The organism is Kitasatospora sp. MAP12-44, assembly GCF_029892095.1.
GTDB lineage: Bacteria > Actinomycetota > Actinomycetes > Streptomycetales > Streptomycetaceae > Kitasatospora.
In genome coordinates this window covers 5744925-5765990 of record NZ_JARZAE010000004.1, presented here as the reverse complement: position 1 = coordinate 5765990, position 21066 = coordinate 5744925, and the positions used below count along the sequence as shown (strand labels likewise).

Annotated in this window: 12 protein-coding genes; 1 reads left to right on the top strand and 11 read right to left on the bottom strand. The window is 72.4% G+C overall.

From position 1 onward, the window contains the following. Nucleotides 1–4: 4 nt before the first annotated feature. The 3 genes from recA to P3T34_RS26565 all read right to left on the bottom strand — a co-directional run bounded on the left by recA (nt 5) and on the right by P3T34_RS26565 (nt 3268). On the bottom strand, nt 5–1126 hold the full coding sequence (gene recA / locus P3T34_RS26575) for a recombinase RecA (RefSeq protein WP_280668552.1): 1122 nt from the start codon (nt 1124–1126) through the stop codon (nt 5–7). Nucleotides 1127–1471: 345 nt separating this feature from the next. Further along, on the bottom strand, nt 1472–1666 hold the full coding sequence (locus tag P3T34_RS26570) for a DUF3046 domain-containing protein (protein WP_280668551.1): 195 nt from the start codon (nt 1664–1666) through the stop codon (nt 1472–1474). A 57-nt stretch (nt 1667–1723) separates the two neighbouring features. Beyond that, nucleotides 1724–3268, bottom strand: coding sequence for a S8 family serine peptidase (locus P3T34_RS26565; protein ID WP_280668550.1), 1545 nt, complete (start codon nt 3266–3268; stop codon nt 1724–1726). A gap of 139 nt (nt 3269–3407) precedes the next feature. On the opposite strand from P3T34_RS26565, the gene P3T34_RS26560 reads away from it, so the two are divergent. Beyond that, a complete protein-coding gene (locus tag P3T34_RS26560) occupies nt 3408–8090 on the top strand; it encodes an ATP-dependent helicase (RefSeq protein ID WP_280668549.1) in 4683 nt (1560 codons plus the stop codon). 290 nt (nt 8091–8380) lie between these two features. Here the strand turns inward: P3T34_RS26560 and P3T34_RS26555 are convergent, their stop codons facing one another. The 8 genes from P3T34_RS26555 to P3T34_RS26520 form a co-directional block, all read right to left on the bottom strand. Beyond that, on the bottom strand, nt 8381–8743 hold the full coding sequence (locus P3T34_RS26555; protein ID WP_280668548.1) for a helix-turn-helix transcriptional regulator: 363 nt from the start codon (nt 8741–8743) through the stop codon (nt 8381–8383). A gap of 264 nt (nt 8744–9007) precedes the next feature. Next, on the bottom strand, nt 9008–9520 hold the full coding sequence (locus P3T34_RS26550) for a CinA family protein (protein ID WP_280668547.1): 513 nt from the start codon (nt 9518–9520) through the stop codon (nt 9008–9010). Beyond that, nucleotides 9517–10155: a CDP-diacylglycerol--glycerol-3-phosphate 3-phosphatidyltransferase gene (gene pgsA / locus P3T34_RS26545; RefSeq protein ID WP_280668546.1), complete on the bottom strand. Its 639-nt coding sequence runs from the start codon at nt 10153–10155 to the stop codon at nt 9517–9519. Before pgsA ends, P3T34_RS26550 begins: the two co-directional genes overlap by 4 nt. Continuing rightward, nucleotides 10152–11612 carry a 30S ribosomal protein S12 methylthiotransferase RimO gene (rimO, locus tag P3T34_RS26540; protein ID WP_280668545.1) on the bottom strand — a complete coding sequence of 487 codons (1461 nt, stop codon included), beginning with the start codon at nt 11610–11612 and terminating at the stop codon, nt 10152–10154. The genes pgsA and rimO overlap by 4 nt, the downstream gene beginning before the upstream one ends. A gap of 86 nt (nt 11613–11698) precedes the next feature. After that, nucleotides 11699–12565 (bottom strand): RodZ domain-containing protein, encoded by an 867-nt coding sequence (locus P3T34_RS26535; protein WP_280668544.1) that lies wholly within the window; start codon nt 12563–12565, stop codon nt 11699–11701. A 120-nt stretch (nt 12566–12685) separates the two neighbouring features. Then, on the bottom strand, nt 12686–15427 hold the full coding sequence (locus tag P3T34_RS26530; RefSeq protein WP_280668543.1) for a DNA translocase FtsK: 2742 nt from the start codon (nt 15425–15427) through the stop codon (nt 12686–12688). A gap of 136 nt (nt 15428–15563) precedes the next feature. Continuing rightward, nucleotides 15564–16205 (bottom strand): response regulator, encoded by a 642-nt coding sequence (locus tag P3T34_RS26525; protein WP_280668542.1) that lies wholly within the window; start codon nt 16203–16205, stop codon nt 15564–15566. Nucleotides 16206–16487: 282 nt separating this feature from the next. Next, nucleotides 16488–21014, bottom strand: coding sequence for a hybrid sensor histidine kinase/response regulator (locus P3T34_RS26520; RefSeq protein WP_280672409.1), 4527 nt, complete (start codon nt 21012–21014; stop codon nt 16488–16490). Nucleotides 21015–21066 lie beyond the last annotated feature (52 nt).

The window sequence follows — 21066 nt, the reverse complement described above, 5'->3', positions numbered from 1 at the left end:
CTGCTCAGGCCTTGGCCGCTGCGGCTGCCTTCTTCGCGGTGGCCGGCTTGGCCGCCGTGGCGGTGATCGGCTTGGCCGCGCCGTCGACCTCCGGCGTGGCGGCCGGCTCGCCGTCGACCGGGGCGTTCGGGTCGACACCGATCCCCAGCTTCACCTTGATCTTCTTCTCGATCTCCTCGGCCAGCGCCGGGTTGTCGCGCAGGAAGTTGCGGGCGTTCTCCTTGCCCTGGCCCAGCTGGTCGCCCTCGTACGTGTACCAGGCGCCGGCCTTGCGGATGAAGCCGTTCTCGACGCCCATGTCGATCAGGCCGCCCTCCCAGCTGATGCCGTGGCCGTAGAGGATGTCGAACTCGGCCTGCTTGAACGGCGCCGCGACCTTGTTCTTGACGACCTTCACGCGGGTGCGGTTGCCGACCGCCTCGGTGCCGTCCTTCAGGGTCTCGATGCGGCGGATGTCCAGGCGTACCGAGGCGTAGAACTTCAGCGCGCGGCCACCGGTGGTGGTCTCCGGCGAGCCGAACATCACGCCGATCTTCTCGCGCAGCTGGTTGATGAAGATCGCCGTGGTGTTCGACTGGTTCAGCGCACCGGCGATCTTCCGCAGCGCCTGGCTCATCAGCCGGGCCTGCAGACCGACGTGCGAGTCACCCATCTCACCCTCGATCTCGGCGCGCGGCACCAGCGCGGCCACCGAGTCGATGATGATCAGGTCGACCGCGCCGGAGCGGATCAGCATGTCGGTGATCTCCAGCGCCTGCTCACCGGTGTCCGGCTGGGAGACCAGCAGGGCATCGGTGTCGACACCGAGCTTGCGGGCGTACTCGGGGTCGAGCGCGTGCTCCGCGTCGATGAAGGCGACCGTGCCGCCGAGCTTCTGGGCGCTGGCCGCGGCGTGCAGGGTCAGGGTGGTCTTGCCGGAGGACTCGGGGCCGTAGATCTCGATCACCCGGCCACGCGGCAGGCCGCCGACGCCGAGGGCGACGTCCAGCGCGGTGGATCCGGTCGGGATCACGTCGATCGGGGCACGCGACTGGTCGCCCAGGCGCATCACCGAGCCCTTGCCGAACTGCCGCTCGATCTGGGCGAGCGCGTTCTCAAGTGCCTTCTCGCGGTCCGTACCTGCCATGGCTTCCACCCTCGGTTTCTGTGCTGTGCTCTTCATCGTCCTCGACGCTAGCGCCTGCCACCGACAATCAGCCAAGGACCGGCTCCTCCTGTGGAAAACTCCGCAGGGAATTCAGACCGACCGGCGAATGGAGGGCGGCGTCGCGGCCCGATGACTCTCGCCCAGACGGCTTCTCCTCAGTCGCCAGGGCTCCGCCATGGCTCCTTCGTCGGCACCGCCTGGACTCGGCCCTCGACCCGCTCCTTCTCCCACCCTCCATTCGCCCGTCGGTCTCAGTATAGGGAACACCAGTTCGATTAAGCGCCCACGCCTGCCCGCCGCGCTCTGTGCAGCAGCAGGACCGGATCAGCGCAGCAGCGCCGGCACGCCCATCACCTGGCAGACCACCCGCCACACGTCCTTGGCCTCCCAGCCCGCCTCCAGCGCCTGGTGAACCGTCCGGCCGCCGAGCTCGGCCATCACATGGTCACGCGCGAAGGACTCCGCATACCCCGCGCCGAAGTGCTCGTCCATCCGTCGCCAGAACTCGGTCAGCCTCATGGACCCAAGTATCCGACAGGCCGCGCGGACCCCGGTCAGGGCCTTAGACCGCCGGTCTCAATGCGGCAGGGTGACGATCCCGGCGCCGTAGGCCCGCCGGTCCGGGCAGTGGCCGACACCGGGGCCGACACCGGGGCCGGATCCGGGGCCGAGCCCCGGCGGGCAGTCGGTCCTGGCCTGCGCCAGCAGCAGCTCGCGCAGCCGGTCCGGACCCCAGCCCGGGTGGTCGGCCGCCGCGACGGCGATCGCGCCGGTGACATGGGCGGCGCTCATCGAGGTACCGGCCAGCGCCGCGAACCGCCCGCCCGGCCAGTCCGAGACGATCGCCTCCCCAGGGCCGCCGTCCGGATCCCCGCCGGGCGCCGCCAGGGCGATCCGCCCGTCGCCGACGTTCGAATAGCTCGCGATCGCGCCGCTGCGGTCCACCGCGCTGATCGCCAGCACCCCGGGCAGCTCACCGGGCAGCCGGATGCACTCGGTGCCCAACCAGCGGTTCTGCGCCGGCCCGGAGAGCCGGTCGTTGGGACTGCGCTCGTCGGTGCGGAAGGCGGTCAGGTCCTGCGCGTCGTTGCCGGCCGAGGCGACCACCAGCGCGCCGCGCTGCTGGGCGTAGGCGACCGCCCGGCCGACGGCCAGGATGATCGCGGCCTGGTCCGGGTCCTCGGGGCAGTTGTACTTCCACGGGTCGGCGAAGTAGCTGTCGTTGATCGCCGAGGCGCCGTGGTCGGCGGCCCAGAGCAGGCCGCAGACGATGTTCTCCGGGTAGTACTGGCCGAGCGGCCCGAGCAGTCGCACCGCCGCGATCCGCACGCCGGGCGCGACCCCGATGACACCGCGGGCGGCGCCGATGATGCCGGCCACGTGCGTGCCGTGGCCGCTCTCGGTGACGCCGGGGTCCGGCCGCCAGGCGCCGAACCGGGGGTCGGGGCGGCCGTCGGCGCAGGAGGCCGACGCCGCGGGGTTCACGGCGTCGCGCAGGTCGGGGTGGGTGTCGTCGACCCCGGAGTCGAGCACCGCGACGGTCACCCGGCGCAGCGCCGCGGCCGACGGACCGGACCGGCCTGTGGCGACCGCCGTCGGCAGCACGCCGCGGGCCGGCTGCGCGGCGGGCGCGCCCATCATGGCGAGGTTCCAGGCGCCGTGCTCCCCCGGGTCGGGCACCGTCGGCGTGTCGTCCGACTCCAGCCCCTGGACGGCCTCCGACGCCGTGCTGCGGCCGAAGTCCCCGGCGCCGCCGAGCGCCCCCGGCGGATCGGGCACCGGCGCCGTCCGGGTGGCCCCGACGGCGGCGATCCCGGGCCGGCCGCGCAGCCGTCCGGCGAAGGCGCCGTCGGCGGCGTACGCGAGCACGGCGCCGATCTGCGGATACCCCTGGACCACCTGCCCGCCGGCGGCCCGGACGGCGTCGGCGGCGACGGCCTCCCCCGGCGCGTCCAGCCGCTCGGCCAGCACCAGATAGCTGAGGTAGGAGCGCTGCGCCCCGGCGACGTACGGCAGGGCGCCGGCCAGCAGCAGCACGACCGCCAGCAGCGCCGGCGACCCGCGCAGCAGCAACGAGCGGCGTCCGCCGCAGCGACGGGACACCATGCGCACCTCTGCCATGGTGTTCCCTTCACTCATGGGTGATCTGAATCATCACCATATGAGCGGAAAATCCCTATTACGTACATTTACTACTCCTCCTGGTCGCTCCCCGCCCCGCCCGCAACGGCTTGTCAGTGCCAGCGGGCACCATGGGGACATGGCGGACCAGCAGCTCACCTCCGACCCCCTGGACGGCTTCGCCCCGGCCACCAGGGCCTGGTTCGACGCCGCCTTCGACGGCCCGACCAGCGCGCAGGCCGGCGCCTGGGCCGCGATCCGCCGGCAGGCCGACGTCCTGGTGGTCGCCCCCACCGGCTCCGGCAAGACGCTGGCCGCCTTCCTCTCCGCGCTGGACCGGCTCAGCAGCACCCCGCCGCCCGCCGATCCGCGCCGCCGCTGCCGGGTGCTCTACATCTCGCCGCTGAAGGCCCTGGCGGTCGATGTCGAGCGCAATCTGCGCGCCCCGCTGGTCGGCCTGCGGCAAGCCGCCGTGCGTCTTGGCCTGCCCGAGCCGGAGGTCCAGGTCGGCATCCGCTCCGGCGACACCCCGGCCGCCGACCGGCGCCGCTTCCAGAGCCACCCGCCGGACATCCTGATCACCACCCCCGAGTCGCTCTTCCTGCTGCTCACCTCCGCCTCCCGCGAGGCGCTGCGCGGTGTGGACACGGTGATCCTGGACGAGGTGCACGCCGTCGCCGGCACCAAGCGCGGCGCGCATCTGGCGCTCAGCCTGGAGCGGCTGGACGAGCTGCTCGAGCACCCGGCCCGGCGGATCGGCCTGTCCGCCACCGTCCGCCCGGTCGAGGAGGTGGCCCGCTACCTGAGCCCGAGCCGGGACGCGATCATCGTGCAGCCGCCGTCCACCAAGCGCTTCGACCTCTCCGTCGTCGTCCCGGTGGCCGACCTCGCCGAGCTCTCCCCCAGCCCCGCCACCGACGGCGACCCGGTGAAGAAGGCCTCGATCTGGCCCCATGTCGAGGAGCGGATCGTCGACCTGGTCCAGGCGCACCGGTCGACCATCGTCTTCGCCAACTCGCGGCGGCTGGCCGAGCGGCTGTGCAACCGGCTGAACGAGATCGCCCACGAGCGGGCCACCGGCGAGGCGCTGCCCGAGTCGCACGCCCCCGCGCAGCTGATGGCCGAGTCCGGCACCGCCCGGGGAGCGGCCCCGGTGCTGGCCCGGGCCCACCACGGCTCGGTCTCCAAGGAGCAGCGCGCCCTGGTGGAGGAGGAGCTCAAGGCCGGCGTGCTGCCCGCGGTGGTGGCCACCTCCAGCCTGGAGCTGGGCATCGACATGGGCGCGGTCGACCTGGTCGTCCAGGTCGAGTCACCGCCCTCGGTGGCCTCCGGGCTGCAGCGGGTCGGCCGGGCCGGCCACCAGGTGGGCGCGGTCTCCACCGGCGTGGTGTTCCCCAAGTTCCGAGCCGACCTGGTGCAGTCCGCGGTGGTCACCGAGCGGATGCGGGCCGGCCAGATCGAGGCGCTGCGGATCCCCCGCAACCCGCTGGACGTGCTGGCCCAGCAGCTGGTGGCGATCACCGCGCTGGACACCTGGGACGTCGACGAGCTGCTCGCCCTGGTCCGCCGGGCCGCGCCGTTCGCCGCCCTGCCGCAGTCCGCCTTCGACTCGGTGCTCGACATGCTGGCCGGCCGCTACCCCTCGGACGCCTTCGCCGAGCTGCGCCCGCGCCTGGTCTGGGACCGCGTCGCGCGGACGGTCACCGGCCGCCCCGGCGCCCAGCGGCTCGCGGTCACCTCCGGCGGCACCATCCCCGACCGCGGCCTGTTCGGCGTCTTCATCGTCGGCTCGGACCCGAAGAAGGGGGGCGGAAAAGGGGAGGGGCAGCGCGAAGCGCTTCCTCAGAAGGGTGGCGGCGGGCGACGGGTGGGAGAACTGGACGAGGAGATGGTCTACGAGTCCCGGGTGGGCGACGTCTTCACCCTGGGCACCAGCTCCTGGCGGATCCAGGAGATCACCCACGACAAGGTGCTGGTCACCCCCGCGCCGGGGGTCCCCGGCCGACTGCCCTTCTGGAAGGGGGACACGCTCGGGCGCCCGCTGGAGCTGGGCCGCGCCCTGGGCGCCTTCGTCCGCGAGCTGGGCGCGCTGCCCGAGCCGCAGGCCCGGGCCCGCCTGCGGACCGCCGGTCTCGACGACTGGGCCGCCGACAACCTGCTCGGCTACCTCGCCGAGCAGCGCCAGGCCGCCGGCCATCTGCCCGACGACCGGACGATCGTGGTCGAGCGCTTCCGCGACGAGCTGGGCGACTGGCGGATCGTCATCCACTCCCCCTTCGGCGCCCAGGTGCACGCGCCGTGGGCGCTGGCGCTGGGCGCCCGGCTGCGCGAGCAGCACGGCCTGGACCCGCAGGTGATGCACGGCGACGACGGCATCGTGCTGCGCCTGCCGGACGCCGACCTGCTCGACTTCCCCGCCCCGGACGCCCCCACCGCCGACGAGGCTCCGGTCGGGGCCGACACCGCGCTCTTCGACCCTGCCGAGATCGAACAGCTGGTCACCGACCAGGTCGGCGGCTCCGCGCTGTTCGCCTCCCGCTTCCGCGAGTGCGCCGGCCGCGCCCTGCTGCTGCCGCGGCGCAGCCCGGGCCGGCGCACCCCGCTCTGGCAGCAGCGCCAGCGCGCCTCCCAGCTGCTGGCGGTGGCGAGCGAGTTCGGCTCCTTCCCGATCGTCCTGGAGGCCGTCCGGGAGTGCCTGCAGGACGTCTTCGACGTGCCCGGCCTGGTCGAGCTGATGCGCGACCTGGAGTCGCGCGCCGTGCGGCTGGTGGAGGTCACCACCCCCGAGCCCTCGCCGTTCGCCCGCTCGCTGCTCTTCGGCTACGTCGCCCAGTACCTCTACGAGGGCGACTCCCCGCTCGCCGAGCGCCGCGCCGCCGCCCTCGCGCTGGACTCCCGGCTGCTCGCCGAGCTGCTCGGCCAGGCCGAGCTGCGCGAGCTGATCGACCCGGCGGTGCTGGCCGAGCTGGAGGCCGAGCTCCAGCGGCGCACCCCCGAGCGGCGGATCAAGGACGCCGAGGGCGTCGCCGACGCGCTGCGCCTGCTCGGCCCGCTAAGTGCCCAGGAGCTGGCGGACCGCGGCGCCGAGGCCGGCTGGGGCGGCGAGCTGCAGGCCGCCCGGCGGGCCATCCTGGTGCGGATCGCCGGCCAGGACCGCTGGGCGGCGATCGAGGACGCCGGCCGGCTGGCCGACGCGCTGGGCACCCCGCTCCCGGTCGGCATCCCGGAGGCCTTCACCGAGCCGGTGAAGGACCCGCTCGGCGATCTGCTGGCCCGGCACGCCCGCACCCACGGCCCGTTCACCGCCCAGCAGGCCGCCGCCCGGTTCGGGCTCGGCAGCGCCGTGGTCAGCGGCGTCCTGCACCGGCTGACGGCCGCCGGGCGGCTCGTCCAGGGCGAGTTCCGCCCGGTCGAGGCGGGCGGCGGCGGCGAGGCCGAGTGGTGCGACGCCGACGTGCTGCGCCGGTTGCGCCGCCGTTCGCTGGCCGCGCTGCGCCAGGAGGTGGAGGCCGTCCCGCCGCGGGCGCTGGCCGCCTTCCTGCCGCAGTGGCAGCACCTGGGCGGCCACCAGCTGCGCGGCCCGGACGGCCTGCTCCGGGTGGTCGAGCAGCTCCAGGGCGCCGCGCTGCCCGCCTCCGCCCTGGAGAAGCTGGTGCTGCCCGCCCGCCTGACGGACTACCAGCCGGGTCTGCTGGACGAGTTGATGGCGGCCGGCGAGATCGGCTGGTCGGGGGTCGGTGCGCTGCCCGGCAAGGACGGCTGGGTCAGCCTGCAGCTGGCCGACGCCGCCCAGCTGCTGCGCCCGGAGCCCGTCCCGCTCACCCTGACGCCGCTGCACCAGGCCCTGCTGGACGCGCTGGCGGGCGGCTACGGCCTGTTCTTCCGCCAGCTGATGGAGCGGGTCGCGCCCAGCCCTGAGCCCGAGGTGGTCGCCGCCCTCTGGGATCTGGCCTGGTCGGGCCGGGTCACCAATGACACGCTGGCCCCGCTGCGCGCGCTGCTCGGCTCGGGCCGGACACCCGGCTCCACCGCGCACCGCTCGCCGCGGGCCGTCCCGCGCGGCCGGTACGGCGGGCTGGGCCGCAGCACCGGTGCCCGGCAGAGTGACCCGACGGTGGTCGGCCGCTGGTCGCTGCTGGCCGAGCCCGCCGCGGATCCGACCCTGCGGGCCACCGCCCAGGCCCAGCTGCTGCTCGACCGGCACGGGGTGCTCACCCGCGGCGCGGTCCAGGCCGAGCGGATCCAGGGCGGCTTCGCGGGCGTCTACCGGGTGCTCTCGGCGATGGAGGAGCGCGGCCGGGCCCGCCGGGGCTACCTGGTGGAGGGCCTGGGCGGCGCTCAGTTCGCGATGGACGGCGCGGCCGACCGGCTGCGCTCGGTGCACGGCCTGCTGGAGCGGGCGAGCAGCGCCGACTGGTCCCAGGCGCCCCGCGATCGGGGCCGGGAGCCGCAGGTGCAGCTGCTGGCGGCCGCCGATCCGGCCAACGCGTACGGCGCCGCGCTGCCGTGGCCCGAGCCGCCGGGCGAGCAGGCCACCGCGCATCGGCCCGGCCGCAAGGCGGGAGCTCTGGTGGTGCTGGTGGACGGCGCGCTGGTGCTCTATGTGGAGCGCGGCGGCAAGTCGCTGCTGGCCTGGGCCGAGGATCCGGAGCTCCTGGCGGCCGCGACGGGGGCGCTGGTCGGAGCGGTCGAGAAGGGCGCGCTGAGCAGCGTGACGGTGGAGCGGGCGAACGGCGAGGCCGCGCTCACCTCACCGCTGGGCGCTGTCCTGGAGGCCGCCGGCTTCCACCCCACCACTCGGGGCCTGCGCCTGCGCAAGTAGTCGGCGCCTGGGTGCGGTGAGGGTGCGATCGCTGTGCACCGGCAGTACACCGAGACTCCAGCCGCCGAGCGTGAGCAGACCGAGCACCGTGCCGCCGGCACCGGGCGACGGTCCGCCGGTCAGCAGCAGCCACCAGCACAACGCACTGAGCGGTACGGCGACGGCCCACCGCAGCGGGCCGTGCCTGGTCAGATGACGGAGTCGGGCGCCCGGACCTATTCGACCCGGACGCCGCTCGCTGGAACGGCGCACCCGCGGCTCCTTCTCTCGATCCCCCGATCAGGGCGAGGTCAGGCTGCGACGACGTCCACGGCCTTGGAGCTGATCGAACTCATCCGGTCTCCCGGGGCCGGGAGTTGCACCGGTTCGAGCACCGGACGCAGCAGGTCGCCCTCGGAGAGCGCGGCCATCGCGGCGAGCTCGGCCAGCGACAGCTCGTCGCTCACCTCTCGCATGACCTCGGACATCCGGACGTCGAGTGCGTCGCAGATTGCGGAGAGCAGCTCGGAGGAGGCCTCCTTCTGCCCGCGCTCGACCTCGGAGAGGTATCCGAGCGAGACTCGTGCGGCGGCCGACACCTCGCGAAGTGTGCGGCCCTGGCGCTGGCGCTGCCGACGCAGCACGTCACCCAAGAGGCGACGGAGCAGGATCATCGGTGGCTCCCTCCTCGGACTGCGGATCGAGATGTCACGTCCCCACCGTACCGCCTTGCCCGCATCGTGTGCGGGGACCGTGGTCGTGTTCACTCTGGGCTGCAAGTGTTCCCCCACCCCTGTTTGTTCCCGCCCCCGCACTGCGGCACTCCCCGCGCCGGGGGGCATGGGACGAGGGGCGAGCGGCCCGTCCGTTGCCTGAGTTCTTCCCAGCCGCCCCGCGGTTCTCACACCTGCCCCCGATTCTGCCTGTTCAACAAAGATTCAACCGGAGATCATGGTGTCCACCTGGTCCCCGTTCGCCGGGGCACTGGCCAGGAAGAGCTCCAGCGCACCGGTCACCGCCATCCGTCGGATTGTGGCACGGTCCCCCGACAGCCGGGGCGATCTCACGACACTTCCGCCCGGACCGGCGAACCCGAGGTGTACGGTGCCGGCGGGTGCGCCGTCCTGCGGCCCGGGACCGGCCACGCCGGTGGTGGCGAGCCCGAAGGTGGCGCCGAGCAGCCGCCGCACGCCCTCGGCCATCTGCCGGGCCACCAGCGGATGCACCGGGCCGTGCACCGCGAGCAGTCCCTCGTCGACCCCCAGCAGCGAGGCCTTGAGCTCGGTGGCGTACGCCGTGACCGAACCGCGGAAGGTCACCGAGGCGCCGGGCACCTCCACCAGCTGTGCGGCCAGCAGCCCGCCGGTCAGCGACTCGGCGACGGCCAGCGTGCCGCCCAGCGCGCGCAGCTCCTGGTGCACCTGCTCGGCGAGCGGGTAGTACTCGGTCATTCGCTCCTCCTGGCCTTCGCCAGTCCCTCCCGTCGCAGCTGGACGGCCTGGCGCACGTAGTCGGCGCCGGTGGCGACCGTGAGCAGCACCGCTGCGATCATCAGCAGCAGGCGCCCGGTGGCCAGCCAGCCGGTCAGCGGCAACACGTACATGCCGACCGCAATGCCCTGGGTGAGCGTCTTGAGCTTCCCGCCCCGACTGGCCGGGATCACGCTGTAGCGGATCACCCAGAACCGCATCAAGGTGATGCCCAGCTCGCGGGCCAGAATCACCACCGTGATCCACCAGGGCAGGTCGCCCAGGATCGAGAGGCCGATCAGTGCGGCGCCCATGATCGCCTTGTCGGCGATCGGGTCGACGATCTTGCCGAAGTCGGTGACCAGTCCCTTGCGGCGGGCGATCTCGCCATCGAACAGATCGGTGATCATGGCGATCGCGAAGGACGCCCAGGCCACCGCCCGCCACTTGGGGTTGTGCCCGCCGTCGGCGAAGAGCAGGACGACGAAGACCGGCACCAGCGCGAGGCGGAGCATCGTCAGCAGGTTGGCGATGTTCCAGATCGACGGCTCCGCGGGCCGCGCAGCCCCGCTCCGGGCCGGGCGGGCCGCTGCCGGGCTGCCCGGCCCGCCGGTCATTCCGCCGCCGCCTGACGGCAGAGCTCGATCGCCTCGGCGACCAGGTCAACGCCCTCGGAGGCCACCACGCGGGCCCGGTAGAACTGGCCGACCTGCGCGTCCGGCGCGCCGAGCAGCGTGGTCAGGCCGTCCGTCTCGGGTGCCTGGTGGGCGGCCCGGCCCTCGACCACGCCGTCCTCCACCGACTCGACCAGCACCTCGACCAGGGTGTCGATCCGCTGCTCGGCCCGCTGGGCGGTCAGCTCCTCGGCCAGCTTGGAGAGCCTGGCGAGCCGGTCGGACACCACGTCCTCGGGCAGCTTGCCGTCGAAGCCGGCCGCCTCGGTGCCGTCCTCGTCCGAGTAGCCGAAGACGCCGATCGCGTCCAGGCCCGCGTTCGTGATGAAGCGCTCCAGCTCCGCGAAGTCCTCCTCGGTCTCGCCGGGGAAGCCGACGATGAAGTTGGAGCGGGCGCCGGCCTGCGGCGCCTTGTCGCGGATCGTCTTCAGCAGGTCGAGGAACTGGTCGGTGTTGCCGAAGCGCCGCATCCGGCGCAGCACGGCCGGGGCCGAGTGCTGGAAGGACAGGTCGAAGTACGGCACCACGCCGGGCGTGCCGGTCATCACGTCGATCAGCCCGGGCCGCATCTCGGCGGGCTGCAGGTAGCTGACCCGGACCCGCTCGATGCCCTCGACCGCGGCGATCTCGGTCAGCAGCGTCTCCAGCAGGCGGATGTCCCCGAGGTCCTTGCCGTACGAGGTGTTGTTCTCGCTGACCAGGACCACCTCGCGGACGTCCTGCTCGGCCAGCCACTGCGACTCGTGCAGCACGTCGGAGGGGCGGCGGGAGATGAACGAGCCACGGAAGGCCGGGATCGCGCAGAACGAGCAGCGGCGGTCGCAGCCGGAGGCCAGCTTGACCGAGGCCACCGGGCTGTCGTCCAGCCGGCGGCGCAGGGTACGCGGGCCGGAGGCGGGGGCCACCCCGTCCGGCAGGTCGGCGGGGGCGCCGTGGCCCGGCAGGGCGACCTCGGCGGCGGCCGCCTGGCGCGCGACGGGGGTGAGCGGGAGGAGCTTGCGGCGGTCGCGGGGGAGGTGGGCGGCGTGGTGGCCGCCGGCGAGGATGGTCTGCAGGCGGTCGGTGATGTTGGCGTAGTCGTCGAAGCCCAGCACGGCGTCCGCCTCGGGGAGCGCGTCCTGCAGCTCCTTGCCGTAGCGCTCGGCCATGCAGCCGACCGCCACAACCGCCTGGGTGCGGCCGTGACCCTTCAGGTCGTTGGCCTCCAGGAGGGCGTCCACGGAGTCCTTCTTGGCGGCCTCCACGAAGCCGCAGGTGTTCACCACGGCGACATCGGCATCGGCTGCGTCGTCGACCAGCAGCCAACCATCGGCCTCCAGTCGCCCGGCGAGTTCCTCGGAGTCCACCTCGTTGCGGGCGCATCCGAGCGTGACAAGGGCGACAGTACGGCGTTCAGGCATAGGGCCAAGATTAACGCGCGCCCTCCGGTGCCGTTCCCCCCGGAGGCCGTGCCGTGGCGATTCGAAGATCGTCGCAGGTCCGGGGCTCAACCGGTCTGCGGGTCGCCCGGGGTGAAGGTGAGGTGCACCACCTGGCCGTCCTTGCCCGCGGAGCCGAGGTCCTTGCCGTTGACGTACAGGTGCACGGCGGCGGCGTTCCCGATCACCAGCTTGATCTGCTTGGGGTCGGTGAAGGTCTGGTCGGCACCCTGGTCGAGGTCGTTCTGGAAGAGCGACGTGCCGTCGCCGTTCGCGGCCGAGACCCAGCTGGCACCGCCGTCGGCGACCACCTTGACGGTGACCTTGTCCGCCGGGGCCGCCGCGATCGGCGCCACGCTGGGCACCGGGGCGGGCGGCTGGACGGCCGAGGGCGAGGCGCCGATCGAGGCCGCGACGCTGGGCAGCGGCTCGCTGGCCGCCCCGGCGGAGAGCTTGCCGGGCCTGCCGGTGACGAGGTTGTAGCCGATCAGCGCGACCACGGCGAGGATCGCCATGACCATCGCGGCCGTCCAGTTCGGCCGGCCGCCGCGGTCCGCGCGGATCCGCCGGGCGTCGATCGAGGGCGGCGCGGGCAGCTCCACCGGGGCGTTGCCGTGGATCTCGTCGTAGCGGGCCACCAGCGAGTCGCCGTCGGCGCCGACCGCCCGGGCGATGGCCCGGACGTGGCCGCGGGCGTAGAAGGACCCGCCGCACCGGCCGAAGTCGTCCTCCTCGATGGCGTGCACGATCGGCACCCGCACCCGGGTGGAGCCGCTCACCTGGTCGACCGTGAGGCCGGCGCGCCGGCGCGCCTCGGCGAGGACCCGGCCGATGCTCGGACTGCCGTCCTCGGGTCCGGGAGGAGCCCCGACGGGCTCGGCATCGGACGGGGAGGATCGGCGCTGGTCGCGGTGGGAAGACTTGCCGACAGTCACTGGGCGCGCCTTTCGGACGGAGGCCACCTGCTGGAGCAACAGTCTAGGGGTGCAAGAGAATCGTTTCTCAACCGGAGTTCGACCGAACGCGCACCGCCGCTGACCCCTCGTAAGGGGGCGTCAACCGCGGATCACGGCCAGGACCCCGTCCAGTTCGTCCGGCGTGACCAGCACATCGCGCGCCTTGGAGCCCTCGCTGGGGCCCACGATGCCGCGCGACTCCATCAGGTCCATCAGGCGCCCGGCCTTGGCGAAGCCGACCCGCAGCTTGCGCTGCAGCATCGAGGTCGAGCCGAACTGGGTGGAGACCACCAGCTCGGCGGCCTGGATCAGCAGGTCGAGGTCGTCGCCGATCTCCTCGTCGATCTCCTTCTTGGGGCCGCCGCCCACCGTGACGTCGTCCCGGTAGGAGGCCGTCAGCTGGTCCTTGCAGTGCTGGACGACCGCCGCGATCTCGGCCTCGGTGACAAAGGCGCCCTGCATCCGGACCGGCTTGCTGGCGCCCATCGGCAGGAAGAGCGCGTCGCCCTTGCCGATCAGCTTCTCCGCGCCGGGCTGGTCCAGGATGACCCGGGAGTCGGTCATCGCGGAGGTCGCGAAAGCGAGCCGGGACGGCACATTGGCCTTGATCAGACCGGTCACCACGTCCACCGAGGGCCGCTGGGTGGCGAGCACCAGGTGGATGCCGGCCGCGCGGGCCAGCTGGGTGATCCGGACCACCGAGTCCTCGACGTCCCGGGGGGCGACCATCATCAGGTCGGCCAGCTCGTCGACGATCACCAGCAGGTACGGATACGGCGTCAGGACCCGCTCGCTGCCCAGCGGCGGGGTGATCCGGCCGGCCTTGACCGCCGCGTTGAAGTCGTCCACGTGCCGGAAGCCGAACGCCGCCAGGTCGTCGTAGCGCTGGTCCATCTCGCGGACCACCCACTGCAGCGCCTCGGCCGCCTTCTTCGGGTTGGTGATGATCGGGGTGATCAGGTGCGGGATGCCCTCATAGGCCGTCAACTCGACCCGCTTGGGGTCCACCAGCACCATCTTGACCTCCTCCGGGGTGGCCCGGGCCAGGATGGAGGTGATCAGGCAGTTGATGCAGGAGGACTTGCCGGCGCCGGTGGCTCCGGCGACCAGGATGTGCGGCATCTTGGCCAGGTTGGCGAGCACCGTGTGGCCCTCGACGTCCTTGCCCATGCCGACCACCATCGGGTGGGTGTCCTCGGCGGCCGAGCGCGAGCGCAGCAGGTCGCCGAGGTTGACCATCTCGCGGTCCAGGTTGGGGATCTCGATGCCGACCGCCGACTTGCCGGGGATCGGGCTGATGATCCGGACGTCCGCGCTGGCCACCGCGTAGGCGATGTTCTTCGCCAGCGCGGTGATCCGCTCGACCTTGACGGCCGGGCCGAGCTCGACCTCGTAGCGGGTGACCGTCGGGCCGCGGGTGAAGCCGGTGACCCTGGCGTCCACCTTGAACTCGCCGAAGACGCCGGTCAGCTGGGCCACCACGTCGTCGTTGAGCTTGCTGCGGGTCTTGCCCGGGGCGCCGCGCTCCAGCAGGTCGAGCGAGGGCAGCCGGTAGCCGTTGACCGCCTCGGCCGGGAACTGGAGCTGCTCCATCCGGTCGGCGGCCGGGGTGTGCTCCGGCGGCTCGGCGGCCGCGGGGGTGCGGGCGGGCGGCACCGCGGGCTCCTCCGGCGGCGCGGTCCGGTCCTGCACCTGGTGCATCATGCTGGCCACCGCGGGCGAGGCGGGCACGCCGTACTGCAGGGCGCCCTGCAGGTCGGCGGCGACCCCGGCGGCGATGTCGCGGGTCTGGAACGGGTCCTTGACGAACATGTCGGGGACGGCCGGCTCCAACTCGGGCTCGTCCACCTGCTTGCGGCGGCCGCGGCGGCGACGGCGGGCGCCGACCTCGTCCTCGGTGTCCTCCACCGTGTACGGCAGGGCGTCGGGGTCGGCGTCCTCCGGCGGCTCGGTGGAGTACTCCTGCTCTCCGGTGCCGTACCCCTCGTCCAGCCCGTCCAGGTCGTCCGGCTCGGCGCCTTCGACGATGCCCAGCCGCTCGCCGGCCTGGCGCAGCCGCTCGGGGATCCGGTTGACGGGCGTGGCGGTGACCACCAGCACGCCGAAGAAGGCCAGCAGCAGCAGCAGCGGGACGGCCAGCGGCGGACCGGCGGCGGCCATCATCGGGGTGGAGACCGCCCAGCCGAGGATGCCGCCGGCGTGCCGGATCCGGGTGGCGCCGCTCTGCATCCCCGGCGCGCCGCAGCCGATGTGCACCAGGCCGAGGATGCCGAGCACCAGGGTGGTCAGGCCGATGGCAACCCGTCCGTTGGCCTCCGGCAGTTCCGGATGGCGCATCAGGCGCACCGCGACGGCGGCGAACAGCAGCGGGACCAGCACGTCCAGACGCCCGAACAGGCCGCTGACCACGCTGGTGGCGACGGCGCCCAGCCAGCCCTGCGGGCTGAACCAGGTGCCGGCCGCGGTCACCAGGGCGAGCGCCAGCAGCAGCAGCGCCTGCCCGTCCTTGCGGTGCACCGGGTGCAGCCCCTTGGCGCCGTCGCCGAAGCCACGGAAGACCGCGCCGACGCTGTGCGCCAGGCCCAGCCAGCAGGCCCGGGCGGCCCGGAAGAGTATCGGTGGCCGATGGGCGGGCGCCGGCGCGGCCGGCGGCTTGGCAGCAGCCGGCCTCCTGGCGGCGGGTTTCGGGGTCGCAGCCTTCTTCGCCGGGGCCTTGGCCGGCGCCTTCGCCGGGGCCTTGGCGGCGGGCTTCTTCGCCGTCGTCCTCTTCGCTGGGGCGGCCTTCTTCGACGGTCCCGGACTCGGGGTGCGTGCCGCGCTGCCGGGCGTACGTGTGGCCATGGCACCAGAGCCTACCGGCGGCCTCCGGCGCTGGACATGTGACCGACCGCAATGCCCCTGGCGTGTCGCTCCGGCAGGTCGACACACCGTCAGCGGCGCGCGATATCACCCGTCAGGAGGAACGGATGAAGATCGATCAGTTCCCGGCGGCACCCGGGCGCAGCGCCTCCAGCACGGCCCGCACGGCGGTCAGCTTGCGCTCCAACTGCCCGGCGGCGACGGCGGCAGCGGCCTCCGGCGAGTCGTCCAGCTGCTTGGTGAGCGCCTCGGCCTGGTCCTCGACCGCGGCGAGGCGCGCGGAGAGCTCGGCGAGCAGCGGCTCGGCCGACTCGCGGCCCTGCCGGCCGTCCTCGAGCTGCAGGCGCAGCAGCGCGGCCTGCTCCTTCAGCTGGCAGTTCTTCACATAGAGGTCGACGAAGACCGAGACCTTGGCGCGCAGCACCCACGGGTCGAAGGGCTTGGAGATGTAGTCCACCGCGCCGGCCGCGTAGCCGCGGAAGGTGTGGTGCGGCCCGTGGTTGATCGCGGTCAGGAAGATGATCGGGATGTCCCGGGTGCGCTCGCGGCGCTTGATGTGGGCGGCCGTCTCGAAGCCGTCCATCCCGGGCATCTGAACGTCCAGCAGGATCACCGCGAACTCGTCGGTGAGCAGCGCCTTGAGCGCCTCCTCACCGGAGACGGCGCGGACCAGCGTCTGGTCGAGCGCGGAGAGGATGGCCTCCAGGGCCAGCAGGTTCTCCGGCCGGTCATCGACCAGGAGGATCTTCGCTTTCTGCACTCCGACCCGCCCTCCTGTCGCGTATCCGCCCTGTTTGCCGAGCGGAAGCACCCGTGCACCGCCCACCACTGACCCGGTCATGCTAGCCGCACCCCCTTGCCCAGCCCTATCGCACGCATCACTGTCACCGATCACGGCACACCCCACCGGAACCCTGCGGCCCCGGTAACGCCGCCGCGAACCTGCGGACCGTCGCCACCCGGTTACTGTTCGCAACGATGAGTGACCCTAGCGGGTTCCCGGCCGGGCCCGCCAGTGAGGCCGGGATCCGGCGCGCTCCCCCTAACGCTCCCCCAGCCACTGGCGCATCACCCCGAGCAGATGGTCGGTGTCCACCGGCTTGGTCACATGGTCCGAGGCGCCGGCCTCGATGCTCTTCTCCCGGTCGCCCTTCATCGCCTTGGCCGTCAGCGCGATGATCGGCAGGCCGGCGAACTGCGGCATCCGCCGGATCGCCTCGGTGGTCGCGTAGCCGTCCATCTCCGGCATCATGATGTCCATCAGCACCAGCGCGACCTCCTCGTGCTGCTCCAGCACCTCGATGCCCTCGCGGCCGTTCTCGGCGTACAGCACCGTCAGCCCGTACTGCTCCAGCACGCTGGTCAGCGCGAAGACGTTGCGGATGTCGTCGTCGACGATCAGCACCTGCTCGCCGTCGAAGCGGCCCTGGAACTGCGGGCCGACCCCCGCCCTGGGCACCCGCACCTCGTCGGTACGGACCCGCGGCGCCGGGTCGGCGGCCGCCCGCCGGCGCTCGGCGGCGTCCCGGCGGCGCTCCTGGGCGAGTTCGCGGACCTCCTGGGCCCAGTGGTCGGCCGGGTTGGTGCCGACCGGCACCGGCAGGCCGGTGGGCGTCACCCCGACCGAGGCGCGGATCGTACCGGGCGCAGCGGGCAGCGCGGGCAGCGCCGGCGAGGGCGTCCGCTCCAGCGAGATGCCCGGCGCCTCGGAGCGCAGCGGGAGGTAGAGCGTGAAGGTGCTGCCCACGCCCAGCTCGCTCTCGGCGTGGATCTCGCCGCCGAGCAGGCGGGCGATCTCCCGGCTGATCGAGAGCCCCAGGCCGGTACCGGCGTACTTGCGGCTGATGCCGCCGTCCGCCTGCTTGAAGGCCTCGAAGATCTCCCGCAGCTTGTTGCCGGGGACGCCGATCCCGGTGTCGGTCACCGAGAAGGCCACCAGCGCGGCATCCGGGTCGTTGATCTGACCGGACTCCAGCAGCTGCTCGCGCACATGCTGCGGCACGTCCGGACCGGCCGGCTCGATCACCAGGTCGACGGCGCCGGTGTCGGTGAACTTCACCGCGTTGGAGAGCAGGTTGCGCAGCACCTGCTGGAGCCGCTGCTCGTCGGTGTGCAGGGTGGCCGGGAGTTGGGGCGAGACGGTGACCGTGAAGTCCAGGCTCTTGTCCGCGGTCATCGGCCGGAACGCGGCCTCGACGTAGTCGGTCAGCTGGACGAGCGCGATCTTCGCCGGGCGGACGTCCATCTTGCCGGCCTCGACCTTGGAGAGGTCGAGGATGTCGTTGATCAGCTGGAGCAGGTCGGAGCCGGCGCCGTGGATGGTGTCGGCGAACTCGACCTGCTTGGGCGAGAGGTTGCCCTCGTTGTTGTCGGAGAGCAACTTGGCCAGGATCAGCAGCGAGTTGAGCGGGGTGCGCAGCTCGTGCGACATGTTGGCGAGGAACTCGCTCTTGTAGCGCGAGGCGAGCGCGAGCTGCTCGGCACGCTCCTCCAGGACCTTGCGCGCCTCCTCGATCTCGCTGTTCTTGATCTCAATGTCGCGGTTCTGCTGGGCGAGTTGCTCGGCCTTCTCCTGGAGCTCCTCGTTGGTGCGCTCCAGCTCCTCCTGACGGGCCTCCAACTCGGCCGACCGCATCGAGAGTTCGGCGGTCAGCCGCTGCGACTCCAGGAGCAGGCCCTCGGTCTTGGTGTTGACGCTGATGGTGTTCACCGTGACGCCGATCAGGTCGGCGATCTGGTTCAGGAAGTCCATCACCACGGTGGTGAACGAGGCGAAGGTGGCCAGCTCGATCACGCCGAGCAGCCGTCCCTCGAAGAGCACCGGGAGCACCACCACATGCGCGGGCGCGGCCTCGCCGAGCCCGGAGGCGATCCGCAGGTAGCCGGGCGGCGTCTCGGTCAGGCTGATCGGACGCTTCTCCACCGCCGCCTGGCCCACCAGCGACTCGCCCGGCCGGAAGGTGGTCGGCATGGCGCGCCGCTGGTAGCCGTAACTACCGATCAGACGAAGGATGGTGTCGCTCTCGTCGTCGTCCTCGGTGATCATCTCGGCGGTCCGGCCGGCCGGTTGGGCGAGGAAGAAGGCGCCGTGCTGGGCGGAGACCACCGGCGTCAGCTCGGTCATGATCAGCGAGGCGACCGCCTCCAGATCACGCCGGCCCTGCAACAGGCCGGAGAACCGGGCCATGTTGGTCTTGTGCCAGTCCTGCTCCTGGTTGGTCCGCGTGGTCTCGCGCAGGTTGGCGATCATCTGGTTGATGTTGTCCTTGAGCTCGTCGAGCTCGCCGGACGCGTCCACGTCGATCCGCAGGGACAGGTCGCCGCGGGTCACCGCGGTGGCGACCTGGGCGATCGCGCGGACCTGCCTGGTCAGGTTGTTGGCCAGTTCGTTGACCGACTCGGTCAGGTCCTGCCAGGTGCCGTCCACCCCCGGAACCCGGGCCTGGCCGCCGAGCCGCCCGTCGGTGCCCACCTCGCGGGCGACGCGGGTGACCTCGTCCGCGAAGGCGCTCAGCTGGTCGACCATGGTGTTGATGCTGGTCTTGAGCTCCAGGATCTCGCCGCGCGCGTCGACGTCGATCTTCTGCGAGAGGTCGCCGCGGGCCACCGCCGTGATCACCAGGGCGATGTTGCGGACCTGCCCGGTCAGGTTGTTGGCCATCTGGTTGACGTTGTCGGTCAGGTCCTTCCAGATGCCGGCCACGCCCGGAACGCCGGCCTGGCCGCCCAGGATGCCGTCGGTGCCGACCTCGCGGGCGACGCGCGTCACCTCGACGGCGAAGGCGTTCAGCTGGTCGACCATCGTGTTGAGGGTGCCGGCCAGCGCCGCGACCTCGCCCTGCGCCTCGATGGTGATCTTCTTGGAGAGGTCGCCGCGGGCCACCGCGGTCGCCACCTCGGCGATGTTGCGGACCTGGCTGGTCAGATTGGACGCCATGAAGTTGACGTTGTCGGTCAGGTCCTTCCAGATGCCCGACACCCCGCGCACCCGGGCCTGACCGCCGAGGATGCCCTCGGTACCGACCTCGCGGGCGACCCGGGTGACCTCGTCCGCGAAGGCGCTCAGCTGGTCGACCATCGTGTTGACGGTGGTCACCAGCTCCAGGATCTCGCCGCGCGCGTCGACGGTGATCTTCTTGGAGACGTCCCCGAGCGCCACCGCCGTGGTCACCTCGGCGATGTTGCGGACCTGGCTGGTCAGGTTGTTGGCCATCAGGTTGACGCTGTTGGTCAGGTCCTTCCAGGTGCCGGAGACCCCCGGCACGCTGGCCTGACCGCCGAGGATGCCCTCGGTGCCGACGTCCCGGGCGACCCGGGTGACCTCGTCCGCGAAGGCGGAGAGCTGGTCGACCATGGTGTTCATGGTGTTCTTGAGTTCGAGGATCTCGCCCCGGGCGTCCACCTGGATCTTCTGCGACAGGTCACCGCGGGCCACCGCCGTCGTCACCTGCGCGATATTGCGCACCTGATCGGTCAGGTTGTTGGCCATGAAGTTCACCGAGTCGGTCAGATCACGCCACACCCCCGCGACCCCGGGCACCTGCGCCTGACCACCGAGCCGACCCTCGGTCCCCACATCCCGCGCCACCCGCGTCACCTGCGCGGCAAAGGCCGAGAGCTGGTCGACCATGGTGTTGATGGTGTTCTTGAGTTCGAGGATCTCGCCCCGGGCGTCCACCTCGATCTTCTGCGACAGGTCACCGCGGGCCACCGCCGTCGTCACCTGCGCGATATTGCGCACCTGATCGGTCAGGTTGTTGGCCATGAAGTTCACCGAGTCGGTCAGATCACGCCACACCCCCGCGACCCCGGGCACCTGCGCCTGACCACCGAGCCGACCCTCGGTCCCCACATCCCGCGCCACCCGCGTCACCTGCGCGGCAAAGGAGTTCAGCTGGTCCACCATCGTGTTGACGGTGTTCTTCAGCTCCAGCATCTCGCCGGCGACATCGACGGTGACCTTGTGCGACAGGTCGCCCTTGGCGACCGCGGTGGTCACCTCGGCGATGTTGCGGACCTGCGCGGTCAGCCGGCCGGCCATCGTGTTGACCGAGTCGGCGAGGTCCTTCCAGCTACCGGACATGCTGCGCACCCGGGCCTGACCGCCGAGCTTGCCCTCGGTGCCCACCTCGATGGCCACCCGGGTCACCTCGTCGGTGAACTCGGAGAGTTGGTCCACCAGGCCGTTGACGGTCCGGCCGACCTTGAGGAACTCACCGCGCAGCGGGTGGCTGCCACCGTCCGGATGGATCGAGCGCAACTCCATCCGCTGGTCGAGGTCGCCCTCGGCGATCGAGGCCAGCACCCGGCCGACCTCGGCCATCGGGCGGGCCAGGTCGTCGATCAGCGCGTTGCCGTTGTCCACCGCCGAGGCCCAGGCGCCCTCGCCCGCGCCGTTCTCCAGCCGAGCCGTCAACCGCCCCTCGCGGCCGACCGCGCGCCGTACCCGGGCCAACTCACCGGTCAGGTGCTGGTTGCGCTCGGCCACCTCGTTGAACATCGCGGCGATCTCGGCCATCGGGCCGTCACCCGGCACCGTGAGCCGGCGCCGGAAGTTGCCGTCCCGCATCGCGGTCAGCGCGCCCAGCAGCTTGCGCAGTTCGGCGGGCTCCGCGCCCCGG